Origin of the sequence: Caballeronia sp. PC1, assembly GCF_021353155.1 — a bacterium.
In the GTDB taxonomy this organism is placed as follows: Bacteria; Pseudomonadota; Gammaproteobacteria; order Burkholderiales; family Burkholderiaceae; genus Caballeronia; species Caballeronia cordobensis.
Window position 1 is genome coordinate 804528 of sequence record NZ_JAJUBH010000001.1, and the last position, 21200, is coordinate 825727.

At 64.2% G+C, this 21200-nt stretch carries 19 protein-coding genes; 17 read left to right on the forward strand and 2 right to left on the reverse strand.

The window, feature by feature from the left end:
- Positions 1-975: an NADPH:quinone oxidoreductase family protein gene (locus LY284_RS03900; protein WP_014191620.1), complete on the reverse strand. Its 975-nt coding sequence runs from the start codon at positions 973-975 to the stop codon at positions 1-3.
- Between the two features lie 102 nt (positions 976-1077).
- Between LY284_RS03900 and surE the strand changes: the two genes are divergently transcribed.
- The 6 genes from surE (at position 1078) to rlmD (ending at position 7295) form a co-directional block, all read left to right on the forward strand.
- Entirely contained in the window at positions 1078-1836 is a 759-nt protein-coding gene (surE, locus tag LY284_RS03905) for a 5'/3'-nucleotidase SurE (protein WP_014191619.1), read from the forward strand.
- Entirely contained in the window at positions 1833-2915 is a 1083-nt protein-coding gene (locus tag LY284_RS03910) for a protein-L-isoaspartate(D-aspartate) O-methyltransferase (protein WP_041731091.1), read from the forward strand. The genes surE and LY284_RS03910 overlap by 4 nt, the downstream gene beginning before the upstream one ends.
- Before the next feature lie 5 nt (positions 2916-2920).
- Complete coding sequence (locus LY284_RS03915) at positions 2921-3874, forward strand: peptidoglycan DD-metalloendopeptidase family protein (protein WP_014191617.1); 954 nt, start codon at positions 2921-2923, stop codon at positions 3872-3874.
- Positions 3875-3886: 12 nt separating this feature from the next.
- Entirely contained in the window at positions 3887-4996 is a 1110-nt protein-coding gene (rpoS, locus tag LY284_RS03920; protein WP_014191616.1) for an RNA polymerase sigma factor RpoS, read from the forward strand.
- A gap of 42 nt (positions 4997-5038) precedes the next feature.
- Positions 5039-5815: a 3'-5' exonuclease gene (locus LY284_RS03925; RefSeq protein ID WP_014191615.1), complete on the forward strand. Its 777-nt coding sequence runs from the start codon at positions 5039-5041 to the stop codon at positions 5813-5815.
- Between the two features lie 64 nt (positions 5816-5879).
- Positions 5880-7295, forward strand: a complete 1416-nt coding sequence (rlmD, locus tag LY284_RS03930; RefSeq protein ID WP_014191614.1) for a 23S rRNA (uracil(1939)-C(5))-methyltransferase RlmD — start codon at positions 5880-5882, stop codon at positions 7293-7295.
- 76 nt (positions 7296-7371) lie between these two features.
- Here rlmD and LY284_RS03935 read toward each other — a convergent pair whose 3' ends face one another.
- Positions 7372-8070 carry a Bax inhibitor-1/YccA family protein gene (locus LY284_RS03935; protein ID WP_041730462.1) on the reverse strand — a complete coding sequence of 233 codons (699 nt, stop codon included), beginning with the start codon at positions 8068-8070 and terminating at the stop codon, positions 7372-7374.
- Positions 8071-8407: 337 nt separating this feature from the next.
- Here LY284_RS03935 and ndk point away from each other — a divergent pair, with 337 nt between their 5' ends.
- The 11 genes from ndk (at position 8408) to hflK (ending at position 21197) form a co-directional block, all read left to right on the forward strand.
- Positions 8408-8833 (forward strand): nucleoside-diphosphate kinase, encoded by a 426-nt coding sequence (ndk, locus tag LY284_RS03940; protein ID WP_014191612.1) that lies wholly within the window; start codon positions 8408-8410, stop codon positions 8831-8833.
- 147 nt (positions 8834-8980) lie between these two features.
- Entirely contained in the window at positions 8981-10123 is a 1143-nt protein-coding gene (gene rlmN / locus LY284_RS03945; RefSeq protein WP_014191611.1) for a 23S rRNA (adenine(2503)-C(2))-methyltransferase RlmN, read from the forward strand.
- Between the two features lie 186 nt (positions 10124-10309).
- Positions 10310-11455: a RodZ domain-containing protein gene (locus LY284_RS03950; RefSeq protein WP_045450700.1), complete on the forward strand. Its 1146-nt coding sequence runs from the start codon at positions 10310-10312 to the stop codon at positions 11453-11455.
- Positions 11456-11598: 143 nt separating this feature from the next.
- Positions 11599-12915 carry a flavodoxin-dependent (E)-4-hydroxy-3-methylbut-2-enyl-diphosphate synthase gene (ispG, locus tag LY284_RS03955; protein WP_041730460.1) on the forward strand — a complete coding sequence of 439 codons (1317 nt, stop codon included), beginning with the start codon at positions 11599-11601 and terminating at the stop codon, positions 12913-12915.
- A 6-nt stretch (positions 12916-12921) separates the two neighbouring features.
- Positions 12922-14271 (forward strand): histidine--tRNA ligase, encoded by a 1350-nt coding sequence (hisS, locus tag LY284_RS03960; protein ID WP_014191608.1) that lies wholly within the window; start codon positions 12922-12924, stop codon positions 14269-14271.
- 104 nt (positions 14272-14375) lie between these two features.
- Positions 14376-15005, forward strand: a complete 630-nt coding sequence (locus LY284_RS03965; RefSeq protein WP_014191607.1) for a tetratricopeptide repeat protein — start codon at positions 14376-14378, stop codon at positions 15003-15005.
- 126 nt (positions 15006-15131) lie between these two features.
- Complete coding sequence (bamB, locus tag LY284_RS03970; RefSeq protein WP_233384611.1) at positions 15132-16277, forward strand: outer membrane protein assembly factor BamB; 1146 nt, start codon at positions 15132-15134, stop codon at positions 16275-16277.
- 352 nt (positions 16278-16629) lie between these two features.
- Positions 16630-17970 (forward strand): ribosome biogenesis GTPase Der, encoded by a 1341-nt coding sequence (gene der / locus LY284_RS03975; RefSeq protein WP_014191605.1) that lies wholly within the window; start codon positions 16630-16632, stop codon positions 17968-17970.
- 161 nt (positions 17971-18131) lie between these two features.
- Positions 18132-18368, forward strand: coding sequence for an RNA chaperone Hfq (hfq, locus tag LY284_RS03980; protein ID WP_006999489.1), 237 nt, complete (start codon positions 18132-18134; stop codon positions 18366-18368).
- 86 nt (positions 18369-18454) lie between these two features.
- Positions 18455-19723 (forward strand): GTPase HflX, encoded by a 1269-nt coding sequence (gene hflX / locus LY284_RS03985; RefSeq protein WP_014191603.1) that lies wholly within the window; start codon positions 18455-18457, stop codon positions 19721-19723.
- A gap of 64 nt (positions 19724-19787) precedes the next feature.
- Positions 19788-21197: an FtsH protease activity modulator HflK gene (hflK, locus tag LY284_RS03990; RefSeq protein WP_014191602.1), complete on the forward strand. Its 1410-nt coding sequence runs from the start codon at positions 19788-19790 to the stop codon at positions 21195-21197.
- The last annotated feature ends 3 nt before the right edge of the window (positions 21198-21200 follow it).

Genomic DNA, 21200 nt, shown 5'->3' on the forward strand with positions numbered 1-21200 from the left:
TTACGGCTCGATCACGACCTTCCCGGTCACGCGGCGGTTCATCATGTCGTCGAGTGCTTGCGGCGTTTCATCGAGCGAATAGCGCTTCGTCACGACCGGACGCAACTTGCCCGCCTTGATCCAGTCGACCATCGTCGCGAACTCGCCATCGGCGAGGGCGTGTTCGCGCTGCATGTGACCGCCCCAGAACACGCCGACGATGCTCGCGCCTTTCAACAGCGCGAGATTGAGCGGCAGCTTCGGAATCTCGCCGTTCGCGAAGCCGACGACCAGATACCGCCCGCGCCAGCCAATGCTGCGAAACGCGGGCTCCGCATACGCGCCGCCGACCGGATCGAAAATGACATCCGGACCGTTGCCGTCCGTCAGCATTTTGATGCGCTCGCGCAGATCTTCTTTCGCATAATCGATGATGTCATCCGCGCCATGTTCGCGACAGAAGGCGAGCTTCTCCGCGCTCGACGCCGCCGCGATCACGCGCGCGCCGACGATCTTGCCGATCTGGATCGCCGCCATGCCGACACCGCCCGCGGCGCCAAGCACGAGCAGTGTTTCGCCCGCCTGCAACGCGCCGCGATCCACGAGCGCGTGATACGCGGTGCCGTAGGCGAGCGTGAACGCGGCAGCTTCGGCGAGATCGACGTCATCGGGCAGCGCGATGCAGGCCGCTTCCTTCGCGCGCGCCTGTTCGGCAAACGCGCCCTGCGCCGTGTAGGCGGCCACGCGCATGCCGGGCGCAAGGCGCGTCACGCCCGCGCCCACTTCGCGCACGACGCCCGCGAACTCCGCGCCGGGCGTAAACGGCAGCGGCGGCTTGAACTGATACTTGTTCTGGATGATGAGCACGTCGGGGAAATTCACGCTCGCCGCTTTCACGTCGATGACGACTTCGCCGGCTTGCGGATGCAGGTCGGGCAGCGTTTCGATGGAAAGCGTATCGGGCAATCCGTGTTCGTTGCATCTGACGGCGCGCATGTCTTCTCCTCGTTGAAGTGGCCTCAGTGTAGGGCAGGGAAGGCGTTCGAAGCGAGCTTGCGAGTCGTCGTCGCGCCATGTTTCCTCGGTTACAATCGTCGGATGCGAATCCTACTCAGCAACGACGACGGTTATCTGGCACGCGGCATCAATGAGCTGCATGGCGTCCTGCAGCCGCTCGGCGAAGTGACCGTGATGGCGCCCGAGCAAAATTGCAGCGGCTCCTCCAACTCGCTTACGCTGTCGCGACCCTTGAGCGTTCATCAGGCGCCGAACGGTTTCAACTTCGTGAACGGTACGCCGACCGATTCCGTGCACATCGCGCTCACCGGCATGCTCGAACATCAGCCGGATCTCGTCGTGTCCGGCATCAACAACGGGCAGAACGTCGGCGAGGACACGCTGTATTCGGGCACCGTCGCGGCCGCCACCGAAGGCTTCATGTTCGGCATACCGGCAATCGCGTTCTCGCTCGTCGGCCGCGACTGGCTGCATCTCGAAGACGCAGCGCGCGTCGCCGCCGAGATCGTCGCGCATTTCCTCGAACATCCGATGCCGGGTCATCCGTTGCTGAACGTGAATATCCCGAGCCTGCCTTACGACCAGCTGCGCGAATGGAAAGTGACGCGCCTCGGCAAGCGCCATCCTTCGCAGCCGGTCATTCGCCAGAGCGATCCGCGCGGCAATCCGATCTACTGGATCGGCCCGTCCGGCGACGCGCTCGACGCGAGCGAAGGCACCGATTTCCACGCGGTCGCGAACGGCTTCGTATCGATCACGCCGCTGCAGCTCGATCTGACGCATACGAAGCTCATGGCCGAGACTCGCGAATGGGCGCGCGCCGGGAGCGGCCGCACATGACCGACGAGCGCGCCAAGCGCTTTCCGCTGGCGCTCGCGGATCTGGTTCGCGAACGGCGCTCGCCCACGGCCCGCGTGCAGGACGCGCGCGGCAGGCAAGGCGGCGCGGCCACGCTCAAGGCAGCGACGCCCCAAGCGGCGAAACCCGGGCCCGCGCGCGCGGCGAACGCGGCGATGAAAAATCCGGCAACGGCTGCCGCCTCCGCCACGCCGGCCACTTCCGTCTTTCCCGTGCGTTCCGGCGTCAAGCCCGCGGCGCCGGGCGCGGCGAACGCGAAACCGGTTCCGGGTGCGAACAAGAGCGCCGCGCAGACGCATCACGCGCCGCGCATGAGCGCATTGCGCGCCGCGCCGCGCCCGGCCGAGCGCCCCCTGAATGCCGCCGCGGCCGCCACCCGAAAGGGCGCGCCGAACGTCGCGCTCGCGAGCACGCAGACGCTCGCCTCGGAACGGGTGCGCGAGCGCATGGTCGAACGGCTGCGCGCCAACGGCGTGACCGACGCGCGCGTGCTGAACGCGATGTCCGTGGTGCCGCGCCACATGTTCGTCGATCCGGGGCTCGCCGCGCAGGCTTACGAAGATGCCGCGTTGCCCATCGGCCATCACCAGACCATCTCCAAGCCGTCCGTCGTGGCGCGCATGATCGAACTGGTCGCGGCCGGGCGCACGCTCGCCAAGGTGCTGGAGATCGGCACCGGCTGCGGTTATCAGGCGGCGGTGCTGTCGCAGGTCGCCACCGAGGTTTATTCGATCGAGCGCGTGCGCCCGCTGTCGGAGCGCGCGAAGCTCAACCTTCGGCCGCTGCGCGTGCCGAACATCAGACTGCATTACGGCGACGGCCGCCTGGGCTTGCCCGCGGCCGCGCCGTTCGACGCGATCGTGATCGCCTGCGCCGGCCTCGACGTGCCGCAAGCCTTGCTCGATCAACTGGCGGTGGGCGGCAAGCTCGTCGCACCGGTCGGCTCGCAGGCCGCGCAGTCGCAAGTGCTCACGCTCGTGACGCGCGTGTCGGCCACGCAATGGCGTGAAGAGCAGCTCGATCGCGTTTTCTTTGTACCCTTAAAATCCGGAGTGATTTGAAACCGATGAGTATCCTGCGTGCTTTGCGAGTAGAAAGTGCGGACCAGCGCCTGAGCGTCGTGCAGCGCGGCGCGTGCGTGCTGGCGTTGTCCGCGCTGGCGGCGTGTTCGACGCGCATGGACATGGCGCCGGTCGTCGACCGAACGGGCGCGCCCATCGGCACTACCGCGGCGCAGACGCCGGACAACGGTCCGCCGCCGCCGGGTTATTACCGCGTAAAACCGGGCGACACCCTATATCGGATCGCACTGGAAAACGGTCAGAATTATCACGACATCGCAGCGTGGAATAACCTGACCAACCCGAACCAGATCGAAGTCGGCCAGTTGATGCGCGTGGCGCCTCCGGGCGCGAACGTCGCGGCGGCGACGCCCGGTGTGGCGACCGCGCCGATCGTGGGCGGCGGCGTGCAGGCGCAGCCGCTCAACGGCGCGAACGCCTATGCCGCGCCGCAGCCAGGCACGGCCGCGCAGCCGCCGTATTACGGTCCGAATTCGGGCATGGGCGCGGCGCCGGGAGCGACTGCGGGCGCGGCGGCGGGCATGGCATCGGGCGTTCCGGGCGCGGGCGCAGACGCGACAGCGCCGGCGGCTCAGCCGGCGTTCATCTGGCCGGCGCGCGGTCCGATTCTCGGCACGTTCAACGAAGCGAGCAACAAGGGTTTGAATATTGGCGGTGCGGCGGGAGATGCAGTCAACGCCTCGGCGGATGGCCGAGTGGTTTACTCCGGAAATGGGCTGCGCGGCTACGGCAATCTCATTATCATCAAACACGACGCGACTTTTCTGACAGCGTACGCACATAACCGTGCTTTGATGGTAAAAGAAGGAGACGCGGTAACTAAAGGGCAGAAGATCGCTGAGATGGGGAACAGCGATTCGGACCGCGTGATGTTGCATTTCGAAGTTCGCCGGCAGGGAAAACCTGTTGACCCACTGAAGTATTTGCCGCCGCAATAAAGCGAAACCATCATGCCAAAAACGAAGCGCCGCCTGCCGCAAGCCGAGACTGAGACGATCAGCCGACCTTTGCAAGTGTCGGTGGAAGACGGTGCTTCGACTCATGACGACGAAATCGAAAACGTCGACGTCGATATCGATTCGGAATCCGATTCCGAAGAAGAGCGCGGCAGCCGGGGAAAGGGCAGTGACGAAGCGGGTGAGAGCGCAAACGATTCCCCTCCGGACGCCGACGACTTCCGCTCGCTGCTGCAGGCCGAGCTCACGGCCGACACCATTCAGCATTACCTGAACCGCATCAGCGTGAAGCCGCTGCTCACCGTCGAGGAAGAGCAGCGCTATTCGCGGCTCGCGAAGGCGGGCGAATTCGAGGCGCGTCAGGTCATGATCGAGCGCAATCTGCGGCTCGTCGTCAGTATCGCGAAGGGTTATCTGAATCGCGGCGTGCCGCTGCTCGATCTGATCGAGGAAGGCAATCTCGGTCTCATGCATGCGATCGAAAAGTTCGACCCGACACGCGGTTTCCGGTTTTCGACCTATGCCACCTGGTGGATTCGCCAGAGCATCGAGCGCGCGATCATGAATCAGGCGCGCACGGTGCGCCTGCCGGTGCACGTGATCCGCGAGCTCAATCAGGTGCTGCGCGCGAAGCGCCACATCGAGAAGAATTCCGCCAATTCCACCGACAGCGTCGCGCCCGAGCGCCGCGACGCGAGCATCGACGACATCGCGTATCTCACGGGCAAGACGCCCGAGGAAGTCACCGATATCCTCGCGCTCAACGAGCACACCGCTTCGCTCGACGCGCCGCTCGACCTCGACCCGGGCAGCAGCCTGCTTGATCTGCTTTCCGACGACCAGAGCCAGTCGCCCGACGCGGAAGTGCAGCATCGCGAGCTCGAATCGCTTACGCGCCTGTGGCTCTCGCGTTTGTCCGATAAACACCGGCATGTGATCGAACGGCGCTTCGGGCTGAACCATATCGAGCCCGCGACGCTCGAAGAGCTCGCCGACGAGATGGGCCTCACGCGCGAGCGTGTGCGCCAGATCCAGCAAGAGGCGCTCGTGCGGCTCAAGCGCTTTTTCGCCTCCAACGGCGTTCGTAAGGACGCCGTGCTTTAACGCTTTGGCGGCGCCCGGAAGGGCGTCGCGTTCCAGGATTCAATGACACCGATTCTCGTTTTCGACATCGAGACGATCCCCGATGTCGACGGCATTCGCCGTCTCGAAGATTTGCCCGGCGATCTTTCCGACCGCGAGGTGGCCGAACATGCGTTCGAAGCGCGCCGCGAGCGCGTCGGCAACGATTTCCTGCCGCACCATCTCCAGCGCGTCGCGGCGATTTCCTGCGTGTTCCGCGACAACGCCGGCTTTCGCGTGCGCTCGCTCGGCACGCCCGGCGATGGCGAGGCGGCGCTGATTCAATCGTTCTATCGCGTGATCGAAAAGTACACGCCGCAGCTCGTGTCGTGGAACGGCGGCGGCTTCGATCTGCCCGTGCTGCATTACCGCGCGCTGGTGCACGGCATCGCCGCGCCGCGATACTGGGACCTCGGGCAGGACGACCGCGAGTTCAAGTTCAACAATTACATCAGCCGCTATCACATGCGTCACATCGACCTGATGGACGTGCTCGCGATGTATCAGGCGCGCGCCAACGCGCCGCTCGATGCGCTCGCGAAGCTTTGCGGCTTTCCCGGCAAGCTCGGCATGGACGGCGGCAAGGTATGGGACGCGTACTGTGACGGCCATCTCGACGAAATTCGCAACTATTGCGAGACGGACGTCGTCAACACGTACTTAATGTATTGCCGCTTCCAGATGATGCGTGGCGGCTTCACGCCCGACGAGTATGCTGACGAAATCAACTTCGTGAAAAACGCGCTCGCGCAGGAAACGTCGCCGCACTGGGCCGAGTATCTGGCGGCATTCGGGAAGTAAGCGAAGCGCCGGGGTGACGTTCGTCTACAATCTCGCCTTCAATCGTTAGCCAGGAAGTACGCAGGTGTCTGAAGCCGCTCGAAAAACTTCGCATCGCCGCCGCGCCGCGCCGGCGAAATTCGTCACGCCCGATCCCGATTTCGTCGCGCCCGAGCTGGAAATAGAGTCGCTCGATATGGAAGCACGCGGCGTCGGCCGCACGGTCAACGAGGACGGCGAGCCGGGCAAGGTCATTTTCGTCGAAGGCGCGCTGCCGGGCGAGCGGGTCAGCTATTCGAGCTATCGCAAGAAACCGAGCTTCGAGCAGGCGCAAGTGGTCAAGGTGCTGCGCGAAAGCGTGATCCGCGCGAAGCCGAAGTGCCAGTTTTTCGGCATCTGCGGTGGCTGCTCGATGCAGCATCTCGACGTGCTCGCGCAGATCGCGGTCAAGCAGCGCGTGCTCGAAGACAGCCTGCAGCATCTGTCGAAGCTGCGCGCGGAGACGATGTTCCGGCCGATTCACGGGCCGTCGTGGGGCTATCGGTATCGCGCGCGCCTGACGGTGCGGCATGTCGAAAAGAAGGGCGGCGTGCTGGTCGGGTTTCACGAGCGCAAGAGCAGCTACGTCGCGGACATGACGAGCTGCGAAGTGCTGCCGCCGCATGTGTCCGCGATGCTCGTGCCGCTGCGTCATCTGGTGGCCGGCTTGTCGATCCGCGATCGCATGCCGCAGATCGAGCTCGCGGTCGGCTCCGACGTGACCGCGCTCGTGCTGCGCATTCTCGAACCGCTGACCGAGGCCGACGAAGCCCTGATCCGCGCATTCGCCGACGAGCATGATGTCCAGTTCTGGCTCCAGCCGAAGGGCCCGGACACGGTGTATCCGTTCTATCCGCTCGATCGCGAACTGGCGTACACGCTGCCGGAATTCGATATTCGCATGCCGTTCAAGCCGACCGATTTCACGCAGGTGAATCATCAGATCAATCGCGTGCTGGTGAGCCGGGCGCTGAGTCTGCTTGCACCCGAAAGCTCGGACCGCGTGCTCGATCTTTTCTGCGGCATCGGCAATTTCACGCTGCCGCTCGCGCGGGTGTCGCGCGAAGTCGTGGGCATCGAGGGCAGCGAGGCGCTGACCGCGCGTGCGCTCGAGAACGCGAAGGCGAATGGCGTCGATGCGCACACGTCGTTTGCGTGCCGCAATCTCTTCGAAGTCACCGCCGACGATCTGCGCGCGCTCGGCGCCTTCGACAAGTTCCTGATCGATCCGCCGCGCGAGGGCGCGCTCGCCGTGTCGAAGGCGCTCGCGGACATTGCGCAAAGCGGCGACGGGCCGTTGCCCGAACGCATCGTGTATGTATCGTGCAATCCGGCAACCCTCGCGCGCGACGCGGGCCTCCTCGTGCATGAAGCCGGCTACCGCATGAAGGGCGCGGGCGTGGTGAACATGTTTCCGCATACGTCGCACGTCGAGTCGATTGCGTTGTTCGAGCGCGACTGATCCGGCTGCGGAATTCTGCAGGCACAAAAAAACCGGCCCGAAGGCCGGTTTTGCGTTTCTGTCAGCGTGAGGCAGATCAGTTGCGGTTGCCGCCGAAAATGCCGAGCAGCGCCAGCAGGTTCGTGAACACGTTGTACAGGTCGAGATAGATCGCGAGCGTCGCGCTGATGTAATTCGTCTCGCCGCCGTTCACGACGCGCTGCACATCAAAAAGCATGTACGCCGAGAAGATCACGATGGCGAGCACGGAGATCGTCATCATCAGCGCCGGCAACTGCAGGAAAATGTTCGCGAACGCGGCGAGCAGGATCACGAGCACGCCCATGAACAGCCACTTGCCGAGGCCGGAGAAATCCCGCTTGCTGACGGTGGCGATGGTCGCCATCGCGGCGAAGATCACGCCCGTGCCGCCGAACGCCATCATGATCAGCTGCGGCCCGTTCGAGAACCCGAGGATGAAGCTCAGCAGGCGCGAGAGCATCAGACCCATGAAGAACGTGAAGCCGAGCAGGACCACCACGCCCATGCCGCTGTCTTTCGTCTTTTCGATCGCGAACATGAAGCCGAACGCGATGGCGAGGAACGCGATGAAGCTCATCGCCGGGCTGGTGGCGGCGAACAGCGAGAAGCCCGTTGCGACACCGACCCACGCGCCGAGCACCGTCGGCACCATCGAAAGCGCGAGCAGCCAGTAGGTATTGCGCAGCACGCGGTTGCGCACCTCGACCGAGGTGACGCTGCCATTACGGCCAAAGCCATAGGGTGATTCGTTCATGGTTTCTCCTTGCTCCAATTGTCGTTCGGTCTTCCCGCGACTTCCGTCATACACGAATGATAAGTTCTCGGACTTAAACCAGCATTAGGGCCGTTTTCGCCGCACCGCGCGCTTCTCGGTTGCAATCCCGGTTGCAATGCGGCGCTCTGCTCCAATATGGCCCCGGCGCGCCCCGAATTCAATAGTTCGAAAGGCTGATTCGGACGCCCCGACGTTTAAGGTCTTGCTGGTTTGATTCTTACGGCACCGTAAGGTTTCAATCGCAATGATACCTTGCTTCGTGCTACAATTGTCGATTCGTTTTAATCCGTAAACCATTCATTTTCTGGAGTTTTTCATGGCGATCGAACGCACCCTGTCGATTATTAAGCCGGACGCAGTGGCAAAGAACGTTATCGGCCAGATCTACAGCCGTTTCGAGAACGCAGGCCTGAAGATCATCGCGTCGCGCATGGTTCACCTGTCGCGCGCCGACGCGGAGAAGTTCTACGCCGTGCACGCTGCGCGTCCGTTCTTCAAGGATCTCGTGGAATTCATGGTTTCGGGCCCGGTCATGATCCAAGTGCTGGAAGGCGAGAACGCCATCGTCAAGAACCGCGACCTGATGGGCGCGACCGATCCGAAGAAGGCCGACAAGGGCACGATCCGTGCCGACTTCGCCGACAGCATCGACGCGAACGCGGTGCACGGTTCGGACGCCGCGGAAACGGCAGCCCAGGAAGTGGCGTTCTTCTTCCCGCAAGTGAACGTTTACTCGCGTTAATTTTCGCGTGGGTCGCCGTGTTGGCCGTGCGGCCAGCCCGGCATCGCGCCTCGAGGCACAAGAAGTCGTAAGAAAGCAGGAATTGGCGCGAACGGTCCCGGAGCACATCCATTCCGGGCTTCGCAATCAGAAATGGCAGAACTCGACATGACGAGCAGCACCACCGTCAACCTTCTCGATCTCGACGCCGCCGGGCTGACCGCGTATTGCGCGAGCCTCGGCGAGAAGCCGTTTCGCGCCAAGCAATTGCAGCGCTGGATCCATCAATACGGTGCCGACGATTTCGACGGCATGACGGATCTAGCGAAATCGCTGCGCGAAAAACTCAAGGGCCGCGCCAATATGGCGATGCCCGGCATTATCAGCGACCACGTTTCCACCGACGGCACCCGCAAGTGGCTGATCGACGTCGGCAACGGCAACGCGGTCGAAACCGTGTTCATTCCCGAAGAAACGCGCGGCACGCTGTGCGTGTCGTCGCAGGCGGGCTGCGCGGTGAATTGCCGGTTCTGTTCCACCGGTAAGCAAGGCTTTTCCCGGAATCTCACGACGGGCGAGATCATCGGCCAGTTGCGCATGGCGGAATTCGCTCTGCGCCGCTCGCTGGGGCGCGAGGTCGGCGGGCCGGGCAAGGGCGAGCGCGTCGTCACCAACGTCGTCATGATGGGCATGGGCGAGCCGATGCTCAACTACGACGCCGTCGTGCCGGCAATGCGCCTGATGCTCGACGATAACGCCTACGGTCTGTCGCGCCGGCGCGTGACGCTGTCCACGTCCGGCGTCGTGCCGATGATGGACCGTCTCGCCGCGGACCTGCCGGTGGCGCTCGCGGTATCGCTGCATGCGCCGAACGACCCGCTGCGCGACATGCTGGTCCCGCTCAACAAGAAGTACCCGCTGCGCGAGCTGATGGCCGCGTGCCAGCGGTATCTGAAAGTCGCGCCGCGGGACTTCATCACGTTCGAATATTGCATGCTCGATGGCGTGAACGACAGCGAAGCGCATGCGCGCGAGTTGCTCGCCGTCACGCGCGACGTGCCGTGCAAGTTCAACCTCATCCCGTTCAACCCGTTCCCCGAATCGGGGCTGACGCGTTCGAAAAACGAGCAGATCAAGCGCTTCGCGCAGGTGCTGATCGACGCGGGCGTTGTGACCACCGTGCGCAAGACGCGCGGCGACGACATCGACGCCGCCTGCGGCCAGCTCGCGGGCGCGGTGCAGGATCGCACGCGTCTTGCGGAGCGCACGGGCCGCGCCGGAAGCAAGACGATCGAGGTGCGGGCGGTCTGACGGGGCGTTCGAATCAAAAAAGCCGCGGAGCCCGGCGCAGCACGCCGGGACGCGGCACGAAAAGCCGAACATTTTGTTATAAAGCGGTCTGCAATGGCGCCGGAGTTGTATCGTGCACGGGGTTTTGGAACCGAACGAAGCAACAGCGTTATAGCGATAGAGAAGAATCGATGCGAGGAATTTGGCATGAGTGAGCCGCAGCACCCGACGCCTTTTGGTAGTCATACCGGCAACCGGGCCGGCGGTCAGCACGACGGCGAGGCCGGTGCGCAAGGGGCGGCATTCGGCGCGAGTCAGGCGGGGCCCCTGGACTCGGTGCAGGCGGTCGGCGCGCGTCTCGCGCAACTCCGTCAGGCGAAGGCATGGTCGATCGACGATGTGTCGGCGCGGCTCAAGGTGTCGCCGTCGAAACTGCTCGCGCTCGAATCGGGCGATATCAGCCAGATGCCCGACCGCACGTTTGCCGCGGGCATCGTGCGTAGCTATGCGAAGATTCTGGGCGCCGATCCGGCGCCGTTCACGCAGGCGTTCCGGCGCGACGACGGCGCGATCGAGCACAATCTGAAGGTGCCGGTATCGTCGGGCGCGGGCTTGCCGCGCGGGCGCGTGTCGGTGCCGCTCGGCAATTCGTCGGGCCGCCGCAAGTCGTGGCTGTGGGGTGTGCTCGCGATCATCGTCGTACTGGCGGCGCTCGTGATGTGGCATACCGGCGGCGATTCGAGCAACTGGCTCGCTCGCCTGAAGGCGACGACGGGCGTGGGTTTGTCGTCGGCGCCGGGTTCGAACGAGCCGGCCGCTGCGTCATCCCCGCCCACGCCGGATGAAGCCGCCGCGGCCAACACGGGCGAGGCCTCGCTGCCCGAAGTCGCGGCAGCGCCCGGCGAGCAGCCGATGCCGCGTCCGCTCGGCACGAACGCGCTCCCGGCTTCGTCGTCCACGCTTTCGGCGGTGCAGGGTGCAAGCCAGGGTGCAAGCGCGCCCGGCGCGGCGGCGCCCGCATCGGCGGCGAAATCGGCGAAGGCGGCATCGGCGGCGACCGCGGTGGCTGCTGCCGCGGCGTCCGCACCGTCGGTCGCGGGCAGCGGCTCGGGCGCAATCGAACTGAAGGTCAAGGAAGATAGCTGGTTCAGCGTGCGCGGCAAGGACGGCAAGGAACTGTATTCCGGTCTCGTTCGCGCCGGCAGCACGCAGCGCGTGGAAGGCGAGGCGCCGTTCAAGGTGACCGTCGGCAACGTGAAGGGCGTCGAGTCGTTGTCGGTCGACGACGAACCGGTCGATGCCAAGCGCTATTCCTCCGCTCGCGGAAACGTCGCGCGCCTCTCGCTGCCCTAAGGCGCGAGGCGGCCCGATCGAGACGATCGATACGCGCGACGGACAAGTCAGGGGCGTCACGGTGCAAGCCGCGACGCCCGTTTGAGGTTTCACTCACGCAACGCGGCGCCTGATCGGCGCGCAGATTGCCAAAGGGTTTTTCGATGCAATCCGAAGCTCAATCCCTGATCAGCAGCAAGATTTGTTCGACCGAGCCGGTCTTCGGCGGGCCGCTGGCGCGCCGCGCATCGCATGCGGTCGACGTGCGCTGGGGCGGCCAGCTCGTCACGATCGGTGGCAACGCGCCGGTGCGCGTCCAGTCGATGACCAACACCGACACCGCCGACGCCATCGGTACCGCGATCCAGATCAAGGAACTGGCGCAGGCGGGCTCGGAACTCGTGCGCATCACGGTGAACACGCCGGAAGCGGCGGCCGAAGTGCCGCATATTCGCGACCAGCTCGATCGCATGGGCGTGTCCGTACCGCTCGTCGGCGATTTCCATTACAACGGCCATCTGCTGCTGCGCGACTATCCCGCGTGCGCGGAGGCGCTGTCGAAGTACCGCATCAATCCGGGCAATGTCGGCCAGGGCGCGAAGCGCGACACGCAGTTCGCGCAGATGATCGAAGCCGCCGTCAAGTACGACAAGCCGGTGCGCATCGGCGTGAACTGGGGCAGCCTCGATCAAGACCTGCTCGCGCGCATGATGGACGAAAACGCCGCGCGCTCGACGCCGTGGGAACTGCAAAGCGTGATGTACGAAGCGCTGATCCAGTCGGCGATCGGCTCGGCGGAGCGCGCGGTCGAACTGGGTCTCGGCCGCGACAAGATCATCCTGTCGTGCAAGGTGAGCGGCGTGCAGGATCTGATCGCCGTGTACCGCGAGCTCGCGAAACGCTGCAGCTTCGCGCTGCACCTCGGGCTCACCGAAGCGGGCATGGGCTCGAAGGGCATCGTCGCATCGACGGCGGCGCTTTCGGTGCTGCTGCAGGAAGGCATCGGCGACACGATCCGCATTTCGCTGACGCCCGAGCCGGGCGGCGCGCGCACGGGCGAAGTCGTCGTCGGCCAGGAAATTTTGCAGACGATGGGCCTGCGCTCGTTCACGCCGATGGTCATCGCGTGTCCTGGCTGCGGCCGCACGACGAGCACGCTGTTCCAGGAGCTCGCGTCGCAAATCCAGACGTATCTGCGCAGCTCCATGCCCGAATGGCGCGACAAATACGCCGGCGTCGAGAAGATGCACGTCGCGGTAATGGGCTGCATCGTCAACGGACCGGGCGAATCGAAGCACGCGAACATCGGCATCAGCCTGCCGGGTTCGGGCGAGAATCCGGCGGCGCCCGTGTTCATCGACGGCGTGAAGGTGAAGACGCTGCGTGGCGAGAACATCGCCGGCGAATTCCAGCAGATCGTCAGCGATTACGTCGAGCGCACCTACGGCAAGCGTGAAGAGACTTCCACCGCAACACTCTGAAGACAGATGACTGAACAGAAGAAACGGCTCGACAAACTGAGCGGCGTGAAGGGCATGAACGACATCCTCCCGCAGGATGCCGCGTTGTGGGAGTTCTTCGAATCCACCGTCAAGTCGATGCTGCGCGCATACGGCTATCAGAACATCCGCACGCCGATCATCGAGCATACGCAGTTGTTCACGCGCGGTATCGGCGAAGTGACCGATATCGTCGAAAAAGAGATGTACAGCTTCACCGACGCGCTGAACGGCGAGCATCTCACGATGCGCCCGGAAAACACGGCGGCGGTGGTGCGCGCGACCATCGAACATAATTTGCTGTACGACGGCCCGAAGCGTCTCTGGTACATCGGCCCGATGTTCCGTCACGAGCGTCCGCAGCGCGGGCGTTATCGCCAGTTCCATCAGGTCGGCGTGGAAGCGCTCGGTTTCGCGGGTCCGGACACGGACGCCGAAATCATCATGATGTGCCAGCGTCTGTGGGACGATCTCGGACTCACCGGCATTCGCCTCGAACTGAATTCGCTCGGTCAGGCGGAGGAGCGCGCGGCGCATCGCAAGGAACTGATCGCGTATCTGGAGAAGCACGTCGATTCGCTCGATGAAGAAGCGAAGCGCCGCCTCTATACGAATCCGCTGCGCGTGCTCGACACGAAAAATCCGGCGATGCAGGAGATCGCGCAAAACGCGCCGAAGCTCGTCGATTTTCTGGGCGAGACGTCGCGCAAGCACTTCGAGGGCGTGCAGCGTCTGCTCAAGGCGAACAACATTCCGTTCACGATCAACCCGCGTCTCGTGCGCGGTCTCGACTACTACAACCTCACGGTCTTCGAGTGGATCACCGACAAGCTCGGCGCGCAGGGTACGGTCGCGGGCGGCGGACGCTACGATCCGCTGATCGAGCAGCTCGGCGGCAAGCCCACCGCGGCGTGCGGCTGGGCGATGGGCGTCGAGCGGATCCTCGAACTGCTGAAGGAAGAGCAGCTCGCGCCGGAAGCCGAAGGCACGGACGTCTACGTCGTGCATCAGGGCGAGAAGGCGGCCGAGCAGGCGTTCATCGTCGCGGAGCGTCTGCGCGATACGGGTCTCGACGTCATTCTGCATTGCAGCCCGGACGGTGCGTCCGCGAGCTTCAAGTCGCAGATGAAAAAGGCCGACGCGAGCGGCGCGGCTTTCGCGGTCGTGCTCGGCGAGGACGAACTCGCGCAGGGCACGATCGGCGTCAAGCCGCTGCGCCGTGCGGGCGGCGAAACGTCCGAAGGTCAAAAGAACGAGCAGGTGAACGTTCCGGCGGAAGACTTGACCGAATACCTAATCAATGCGATGGTTGCAACCGCCGAAGACGAGGGCGACTGACATTCAGGCGCAATGCCGCGCGAGAACGCGCCCGATCACCACGATCCGGACTGGCGCGCGGCGCTCGTCGAGGGAATTGAAACGCAGTAAGGACTAGCTGGACGATGAGCTATCACGACGAACAAGAATCACTCGAAAGCGTAAAGGCCTGGTGGGCCAAATGGGGTAACGCCACGACCTGGATCGTGCTCGTGGCGCTCGTCATCGGGGCCGGCTACAACGGATGGAACTTCTGGCAGCGTCGTCAGGCGGCCGAAGCGTCGGTGCTGTACGACCATTTGCAGCAGGCGGCGAACAGCAACGATCAGGCGCTCGTCGCGCGGGTCGCGGCGGACATGGAAGACAAGTTCGGCCGCACCGCTTACGCGCAGATGACCGCGCTCGCAGCCGCGAAATCGCTGTATGGCGCGGGCAACACGGCGGGCGCGAAGGCGCAGCTCCAATGGGCGATCGACCACGCGAAGGACGACGAGTACAAGCAGATCGCGAAGCTGCGTCTCGCGCTGGTTCTGCTCGACGAGAAGAACTATGACGCGGGCCTGAAATTGCTTGCGGATCAACCGCTCGACGCATTCAAGGGCGTGATCGCGGACCGCCGCGGCGATCTGCTCGCGGCGCAAGGCAAGCGCGACGACGCGCGTACGGCGTACAAGGTCGCGCTCGACGCGCTGCCCGCGAACGATACCTCCGCGCGTCAACTGGTCCAGTTCAAGCTCGATGCGCTCGGCGGCTGATCCGCGCCGTTTTCGTATCGACCCGAATCGACCCGATAGGCTCCCGCTGGCCAGCCCCGCCGCCATGAAGCGACGCGGCGGTCAGCGCCGACCCACCCAATTCACTATTTCATATTGCGTCCACCGATGATTTTTTTGAAACGCTACGCCGTACCGCTCGCTTGCGCGATGACCGTCTTGTTGGCCGCTTGTTCGTCGACCAAGGATGAACGCCGCGTGCCGGTGCCGCTCGCGGACTTCAAGCCGGTGCTGAACGTCAACCAGGCGTGGAAGGCGAGCGTCGGCAAGGCAGGCCGCTATCTGTTCTCGCCGGTCGCCGTGGACGACTTCGTGTTTGCCGCGGGCACCAACGGCACCGTGGCCAAGATCGACGCGAAGACCGGACAGGATGTCTGGCGCACGAAGCTCAAGGACGATCTGTCCGCGGGCGTCGGCAGCGACGGCAATCTCACGGCGGTGGGCGGGCTGAAAGGCCAGGTGGATGTGCTCGGCGCCGATGGCAAATTGCTGTGGACCGCCACGGCCCCCGGCGAGATCGTTTCGCCGCCGCTCGTCGGCAACGATCTCGTGATCGTGCGCACGATCGACGGCAAGGTGATCGCATTCAACGCGCAAACGGGCGAGCAGAGGTGGGTGTTCCAGTTGCGCGCCGTGCCGCTGAATCTGCGCGTCGCGGCGGGCATGACCTTCGCGGGCGACCAGGCCGTGCTCGCGGGTTTCCCTGGCGGCACGTTCGCGGCGATCAACCTGCAGACCGGCGACGCCTACTGGCAGGCGCCCGTGTCGTATCCGAAGGGCGTGACCGAAGTGGAGCGCATCAATGACGTGACCGGCGCGCCGGGGCTCGTCGGGGCGCAGACGTGTGCGGTGACGTTCCAGGGCCGCATCGGCTGCTTCGATGCGAATTCGGGCCGCCCGGTGTGGGAAAAGAACTTCTCGAGCGACAGCGGCCTCGCGCAGTCCGAACAGTTGGTCGCGGCGGGCGACGACTGGTCGGTCGTCAACGCGTTCCGCGCGTCGGACGGCTCGCAGATCTGGAAGACCGACACGCTCAAGAACCGCAATGTCAGCGTGCCGTATATTCTCGGCCGCGCGGTCGTGGTGGGCGATTACAAGGGCTTCGTGCACTTCCTGAACACGGAGAACGGCGAGATGATCGGCCGCACCCCGACCGACGGCACTGCGATCACCGCGGCACCCGTGATGGCGGGCAACACGCTCGTCGTGCAGACGCATGACGGCGATCTGTACGGCTTCCGCCCGAGCAACTGAGCGGCAGCAGCGAGCGCGCCGTCGAACCGGCGGCGCGGCAGGCTCGCCACGACGAGCCGCACGAGAAAGAAGCGGTGCGCCGCGTGCGCATCGCGATAAAACCCGCACGCAAGAGCAGGGTCGCAAGACTGAAGCACCTCGCACGAAGCCGACGTGCGAAGTACAAAACGCGCCTCCACAGAGGCAACCGGCACGACCGCCGAAGGGCGAGTCCCGACGCGCCTCGCGTTCGGCAAGCCGAATCCATGCTAATTTTGACAAGCGCAGCCATTGCGCGGCGTAGCGGAACGCAACGAGATGTTTCTACCGCCCGTTCCGCGTTCGCCTGGCGTTCAACCTTGAACAACATCAGATGAAACCCGTGATTGCCCTCGTCGGGCGCCCCAATGTGGGGAAATCGACTCTTTTCAACCGGCTTACCCGCTCGCGCGACGCGCTCGTCGCGGACCTGCCGGGCCTGACCCGCGACCGCCATTACGGCGAAGGCCGCGTGGGCGGCGAGCGTCCGTACCTCGTGGTGGACACGGGCGGCTTCGAGCCCATCGCGAAGGACGGCATTCTGCACGAGATGGCGCGCCAGACGCGTCAGGCGGTGGAAGAGGCCGATATCGTCGTGTTCATCGTCGATGGACGCAACGGGCTCGCGCCGCAGGACAAGGCTATCGCGGACTATCTGCGCAAGACCGGCCGTCCGCTCTTTCTCGTCGTGAACAAGGCCGAGGGCATGAAGTACTCGGCGGTCGCGGCGGACTTCTACGAACTCGGTCTCGGCGATCCGCGAGCGATCTCGGCCGCCCACGGCGACGGCGTCGTCGAAATGATCAACGACGCGCTCGACATCGCGTACAAGGATCAGCCGGAAGAGACGGAAGAAGAGAAAGCGAAGCACGGCGTCAAGATCGCGATCGTCGGTCGTCCGAACGTGGGCAAGTCGACGCTCGTGAATACGCTGATCGGCGAAGAGCGCGTGATCGCGTTCGACATGCCCGGCACCACGCGCGATTCGATCTATGTTGATTTCGAGCGGCAAGGCCGCAAATACACCTTGATCGACACGGCCGGCCTGCGCCGTCGCGGCAAGGTGTTTGAAGCGATCGAGAAGTTCTCGGTGGTGAAGACGCTGCAGTCGATCGCCGACGCCAACGTAGTGATTCTCCTGCTCGACGCGCAGCAGGATATTTCCGACCAGGACGCGCACATTGCGGGCTTCGTGGTCGAGCAGGGCCGCGCGCTCGTGGTCGGCGTGAACAAGTGGGACGGTCTGGATTCACATGTGCGCGAGCGCACCAAGGCGGATCTGTCGCGCAAGCTCAAGTTCCTGGATTTCGCCAAGTTCCACTATGTTTCGGCGCTGGAGAAGACGGGCATCGGCGCGTTGATGAAATCGGTCGATGACGCGTACGCCGCCGCGATGGCCAAGCTGCCGACGCCCAAGCTCACGCGCGCGCTGATCGAAGCGGTGGAATTCCAGCAGCCGCGCCGTCGCGGCCCGGTTCGGCCGAAGCTGCGCTATGCGCATCAGGGCGGGCAGAATCCGCCGATTATCGTCGTGCACGGCAACGCGCTCGACGCGATCACGGACACGTACAAGCGTTATCTGGAAGGGCGCTTTCGTGAAACTTTTGGTCTCGCCGGCACTCCACTTCGCATAGAGTTTCGGTCGAGCCGAAACCCTTACGCGGACAAGGAATGAGAACCGCGTGAAGCCTTGCGTTACGGCGCTGCTGGCCATTTGGCCGACCCGGCGCCGAAAACGTAAAACAGCGAAAATCAGCTATAGTGTAGCGATTGTCGGCGGATCTCTTTTTCTTCGTCCACAATACTTCCAACCTGCAAAAAAACACGGAGTTTGCTATGAGCAACAAAGGGCAATTGTTACAAGACCCGTTTTTGAACGCACTGCGTAAAGAGCACGTGCCGGTGTCGATCTATTTGGTCAACGGCATCAAGCTTCAAGGGAACATCGAATCTTTCGACCAGTACGTCGTGTTGCTCCGAAATACGGTCACTCAGATGGTCTACAAGCACGCCATTTCGACGGTCGTGCCGGCTCGTCCGGTGAATTTCCACCCGGACGCTGAATCGTCCTAAACCTCGTCGCGACCGGCGCGATTTGCATTCCGAACATCAACATTAAGCAACTCGCCGGTCGCTTCAAAAAATCTGAAAACATCAATTTGATCAACGCCGCGCTCGTCGGCATCGATTTCGGCAAGATCGATTTCGAAGCCAGTCTCGAAGAACTCAGTCTGCTCGCACAAAGTGCGGGCGCCCATCCCGCCGTCACGCTCACCGGCCGCCGTCAGAGTCCCGATGCCAAGATGTTTATCGGCAGCGGCAAGGTCGAGGAATTGCGCCTTCAATGCGAAGCGAGCGACGTCGAACTCGTCATTTTCAATCACGCGCTCGCGCCCGCGCAGCAGCGCAATCTCGAGGTTGCGCTCAACCGCCGCGTGGTGGATCGCACGAGCCTCATTCTCGATATTTTCGCGCAGCGCGCCCGCAGTCACGAAGGCAAGCTGCAGGTCGAACTGGCGCAATTGCAATATCTGTCCACGCGGCTGATTCGCGCGTGGACTCACCTCGAACGGCAGAAGGGCGGGATCGGCCTGCGCGGTCCGGGCGAAACGCAGCTCGAAACCGATCGCCGGCTCATCGGCGAGCGCATCAAGGCGCTCAAGTCGCGGCTTGAAAAACTGCGCCGTCAGCACGGCACGCAGCGGCGTCAGCGCGTGCGCAACCGCACGATGTCGGTGTCGCTCGTGGGCTATACGAACGCGGGCAAATCCACGCTGTTCAACGCGCTCACCAAGGCGCAGGCGTATGCGGCCGATCAGCTCTTTGCCACGCTGGACACCACCTCGCGCCGCGTGTTCCTCGGCGAGGAAGCGGGCCATGTCGTCGTGTCGGACACGGTCGGGTTCATCCGCGAACTGCCGCACCAGCTCGTCGCCGCGTTTCGCGCGACGCTGGAGGAAACCATTCACGCGGACGTGCTGCTGCACGTCGTCGATGCGTCGAGCGCGGTGCGCCTCGATCAGATCGATCAGGTGAACGAGGTGTTGCGCGGCATCGGCGCGGACGGCATCCGCCAGATTCTCGTCTTCAACAAGATCGATGCGGTGCCCGAACTCGCGGCCCGCGGCGAGGCGGTTGAAAGGGACGAGTATGGTAATATTTCGCGCGTTTTCTTGAGTGCACGCACGGGTCAGGGGCTCGATGCGCTGCGCGCTGCCATCGCCGAAATCGCCACGGCGGAAGCCGAAGAAACCGATGCGGGCCTACCCAGCGTGCTCGCCGAATTTCCGGTGCCGCAAGAGGCTTCCGAAGCAACGCAATCCACGCAGGCCGGGTCTAACGACATACACGGCACGAACGCGCAGCCGGAAGACCACCGGCAGGACGCTGAACGTGACGATCACAAGGTTCCTGAGCACGGACACTGATCCGCTTCGGAATCGCATCGGCCCCGCCCGGCCTTGACCCGGCTGTCTAATGGTGAATCACCGAGTGAACGACTACAAAGAGCGGACTATCCGGCAAGTTGAGCATGCCGTCTTTTCGATCAACGATCCGCGCTGGGGGCGGGGCGACGGCAATGGCGTGAAGAACGACACGAAGCGTCCGCAGGACGGCAAGCGCCCGAACGGCAAGGACGAGGGTCCGCCCGATCTGGACGAGATGTGGCGTGAGTTCAATCGCCGCATCGCGGGCGTGTTCGGCAAGAAGCCCGGCAACGGCGCGCCGCGCGAGAACGGCCGCGGCACGAAGATCGGGCTCGGCATCGTCATCGGCGTGCTGATCGCCATCTATCTCGGCAGCGGCGTGTTCGTCGTGCAGGACGGGCATGTCGGCGTCGTCTCGCAATTCGGCAAGTATCGTCAGACGGTCTCGCAGGGGATCCACTGGCGTTTGCCGTATCCGTTCCAGTCGAGCGATATCGTCGATACCTCGCAGATTCGCTCGGTCGAAGTCGGGCGCGGCGCGGCGCTTTCGCAGGGCAACGTGCGCGACGCCTCGCTGCTCACGAACGACGCCGATATCGTCGACGTGCGCTTCGCCGTGCAGTATCAGATCAAGTCGCCCACGGATTTCCTGTACCGCAGCCTCAACGCCGAGGACAGCGTCACACAGGCCGCGCAGGCGGCGATTCGCGAGATCGCGGGTAGCCTCACCACGGACGACATGCTCTACAAAGACCGCGAAGCGCTGCGCGCGCGCCTGATGGAATCGATCCAGCGCTCGCTCGATACGTATCGCACCGGCCTGCAGGTGACGGGCGTCGCGGTGCAGAGCGTGCAGGTGCCGCAGCAGGTTCAGTCGGCATTCGAAGAAGCGTCGCGCGTGCGTCAGGACAACGAGCGCGCCCGCGATACCGCGCAGGCCTATGCCGATCAGCTCTTGCCGCGCGCGAAGGCGGACGCGGCCAAGCTGATCGACGAGGCGCGTGCCTACAGCAATCGCGAAGTCACGCAGGCGCAGGGCGACGCGGAGCGCTTCAAGGAAGTCTACGCGGAGTACTCGAAGGCGCCCGCGGTCATCCGTCAACGCATGTACCTAGACACGATGCAGCAGATCTATTCACGCACCACGAAGGTGTTCGTCGACAGCCGTGCCGGCAATAACGTGGTGTATCTGCCGCTCGACAAGCTCGTCGAAGCCAATCGGCAACAGGCAGCGTCGTCGTCGGCGGCGAACGCGAGCGGTGCGGCCGCGACGGGTGCAGCGCCCGCAGCGGAAGGGCCGCAGGCCCGCGCTCAGGCCGCGGCGAGCGCATCGGCTCCCGCAGCCGCGGTCGCACCCGCCAGCGCGGCAAGCGCCGCCAGCGGTGCGAGCGGCGCCAGCGCGAACGCGGGCAGCGATCCGCTGCGCTCGCGCGATGCGTTCCGCTCCCGCAGCCGCTCCGAAGACCTGCAATAAGGA

What these genes read in the sequence shown, in the direction of transcription:
- ispG (WP_041730460.1), top strand. Translation starts at nt 11,599, where the DNA reads ATGCAATCCGAAGCTCAATCCCTGATCAGCAGCAAGATTTGTTCGACC.
- surE (WP_014191619.1), top strand. Translation starts at nt 1,078, where the DNA reads ATGCGAATCCTACTCAGCAACGACGACGGTTATCTGGCACGCGGCATC.
- bamB (WP_233384611.1), top strand. Translation starts at nt 15,132, where the DNA reads ATGATTTTTTTGAAACGCTACGCCGTACCGCTCGCTTGCGCGATGACC.
- LY284_RS03965 (WP_014191607.1), top strand. Translation starts at nt 14,376, where the DNA reads ATGAGCTATCACGACGAACAAGAATCACTCGAAAGCGTAAAGGCCTGG.
- rlmN (WP_014191611.1), top strand. Translation starts at nt 8,981, where the DNA reads ATGACGAGCAGCACCACCGTCAACCTTCTCGATCTCGACGCCGCCGGG.
- hisS (WP_014191608.1), top strand. Translation starts at nt 12,922, where the DNA reads ATGACTGAACAGAAGAAACGGCTCGACAAACTGAGCGGCGTGAAGGGC.
- der (WP_014191605.1), top strand. Translation starts at nt 16,630, where the DNA reads ATGAAACCCGTGATTGCCCTCGTCGGGCGCCCCAATGTGGGGAAATCG.
- LY284_RS03950 (WP_045450700.1), top strand. Translation starts at nt 10,310, where the DNA reads ATGAGTGAGCCGCAGCACCCGACGCCTTTTGGTAGTCATACCGGCAAC.
- ndk (WP_014191612.1), top strand. Translation starts at nt 8,408, where the DNA reads ATGGCGATCGAACGCACCCTGTCGATTATTAAGCCGGACGCAGTGGCA.
- rpoS (WP_014191616.1), top strand. Translation starts at nt 3,887, where the DNA reads ATGCCAAAAACGAAGCGCCGCCTGCCGCAAGCCGAGACTGAGACGATC.
- LY284_RS03915 (WP_014191617.1), top strand. Translation starts at nt 2,921, where the DNA reads ATGAGTATCCTGCGTGCTTTGCGAGTAGAAAGTGCGGACCAGCGCCTG.
- LY284_RS03900 (WP_014191620.1), bottom strand. Translation starts at nt 975, where the DNA reads ATGCGCGCCGTCAGATGCAACGAACACGGATTGCCCGATACGCTTTCC.
- LY284_RS03925 (WP_014191615.1), top strand. Translation starts at nt 5,039, where the DNA reads ATGACACCGATTCTCGTTTTCGACATCGAGACGATCCCCGATGTCGAC.
- LY284_RS03935 (WP_041730462.1), bottom strand. Translation starts at nt 8,070, where the DNA reads ATGAACGAATCACCCTATGGCTTTGGCCGTAATGGCAGCGTCACCTCG.
- LY284_RS03910 (WP_041731091.1), top strand. Translation starts at nt 1,833, where the DNA reads ATGACCGACGAGCGCGCCAAGCGCTTTCCGCTGGCGCTCGCGGATCTG.
- hfq (WP_006999489.1), top strand. Translation starts at nt 18,132, where the DNA reads ATGAGCAACAAAGGGCAATTGTTACAAGACCCGTTTTTGAACGCACTG.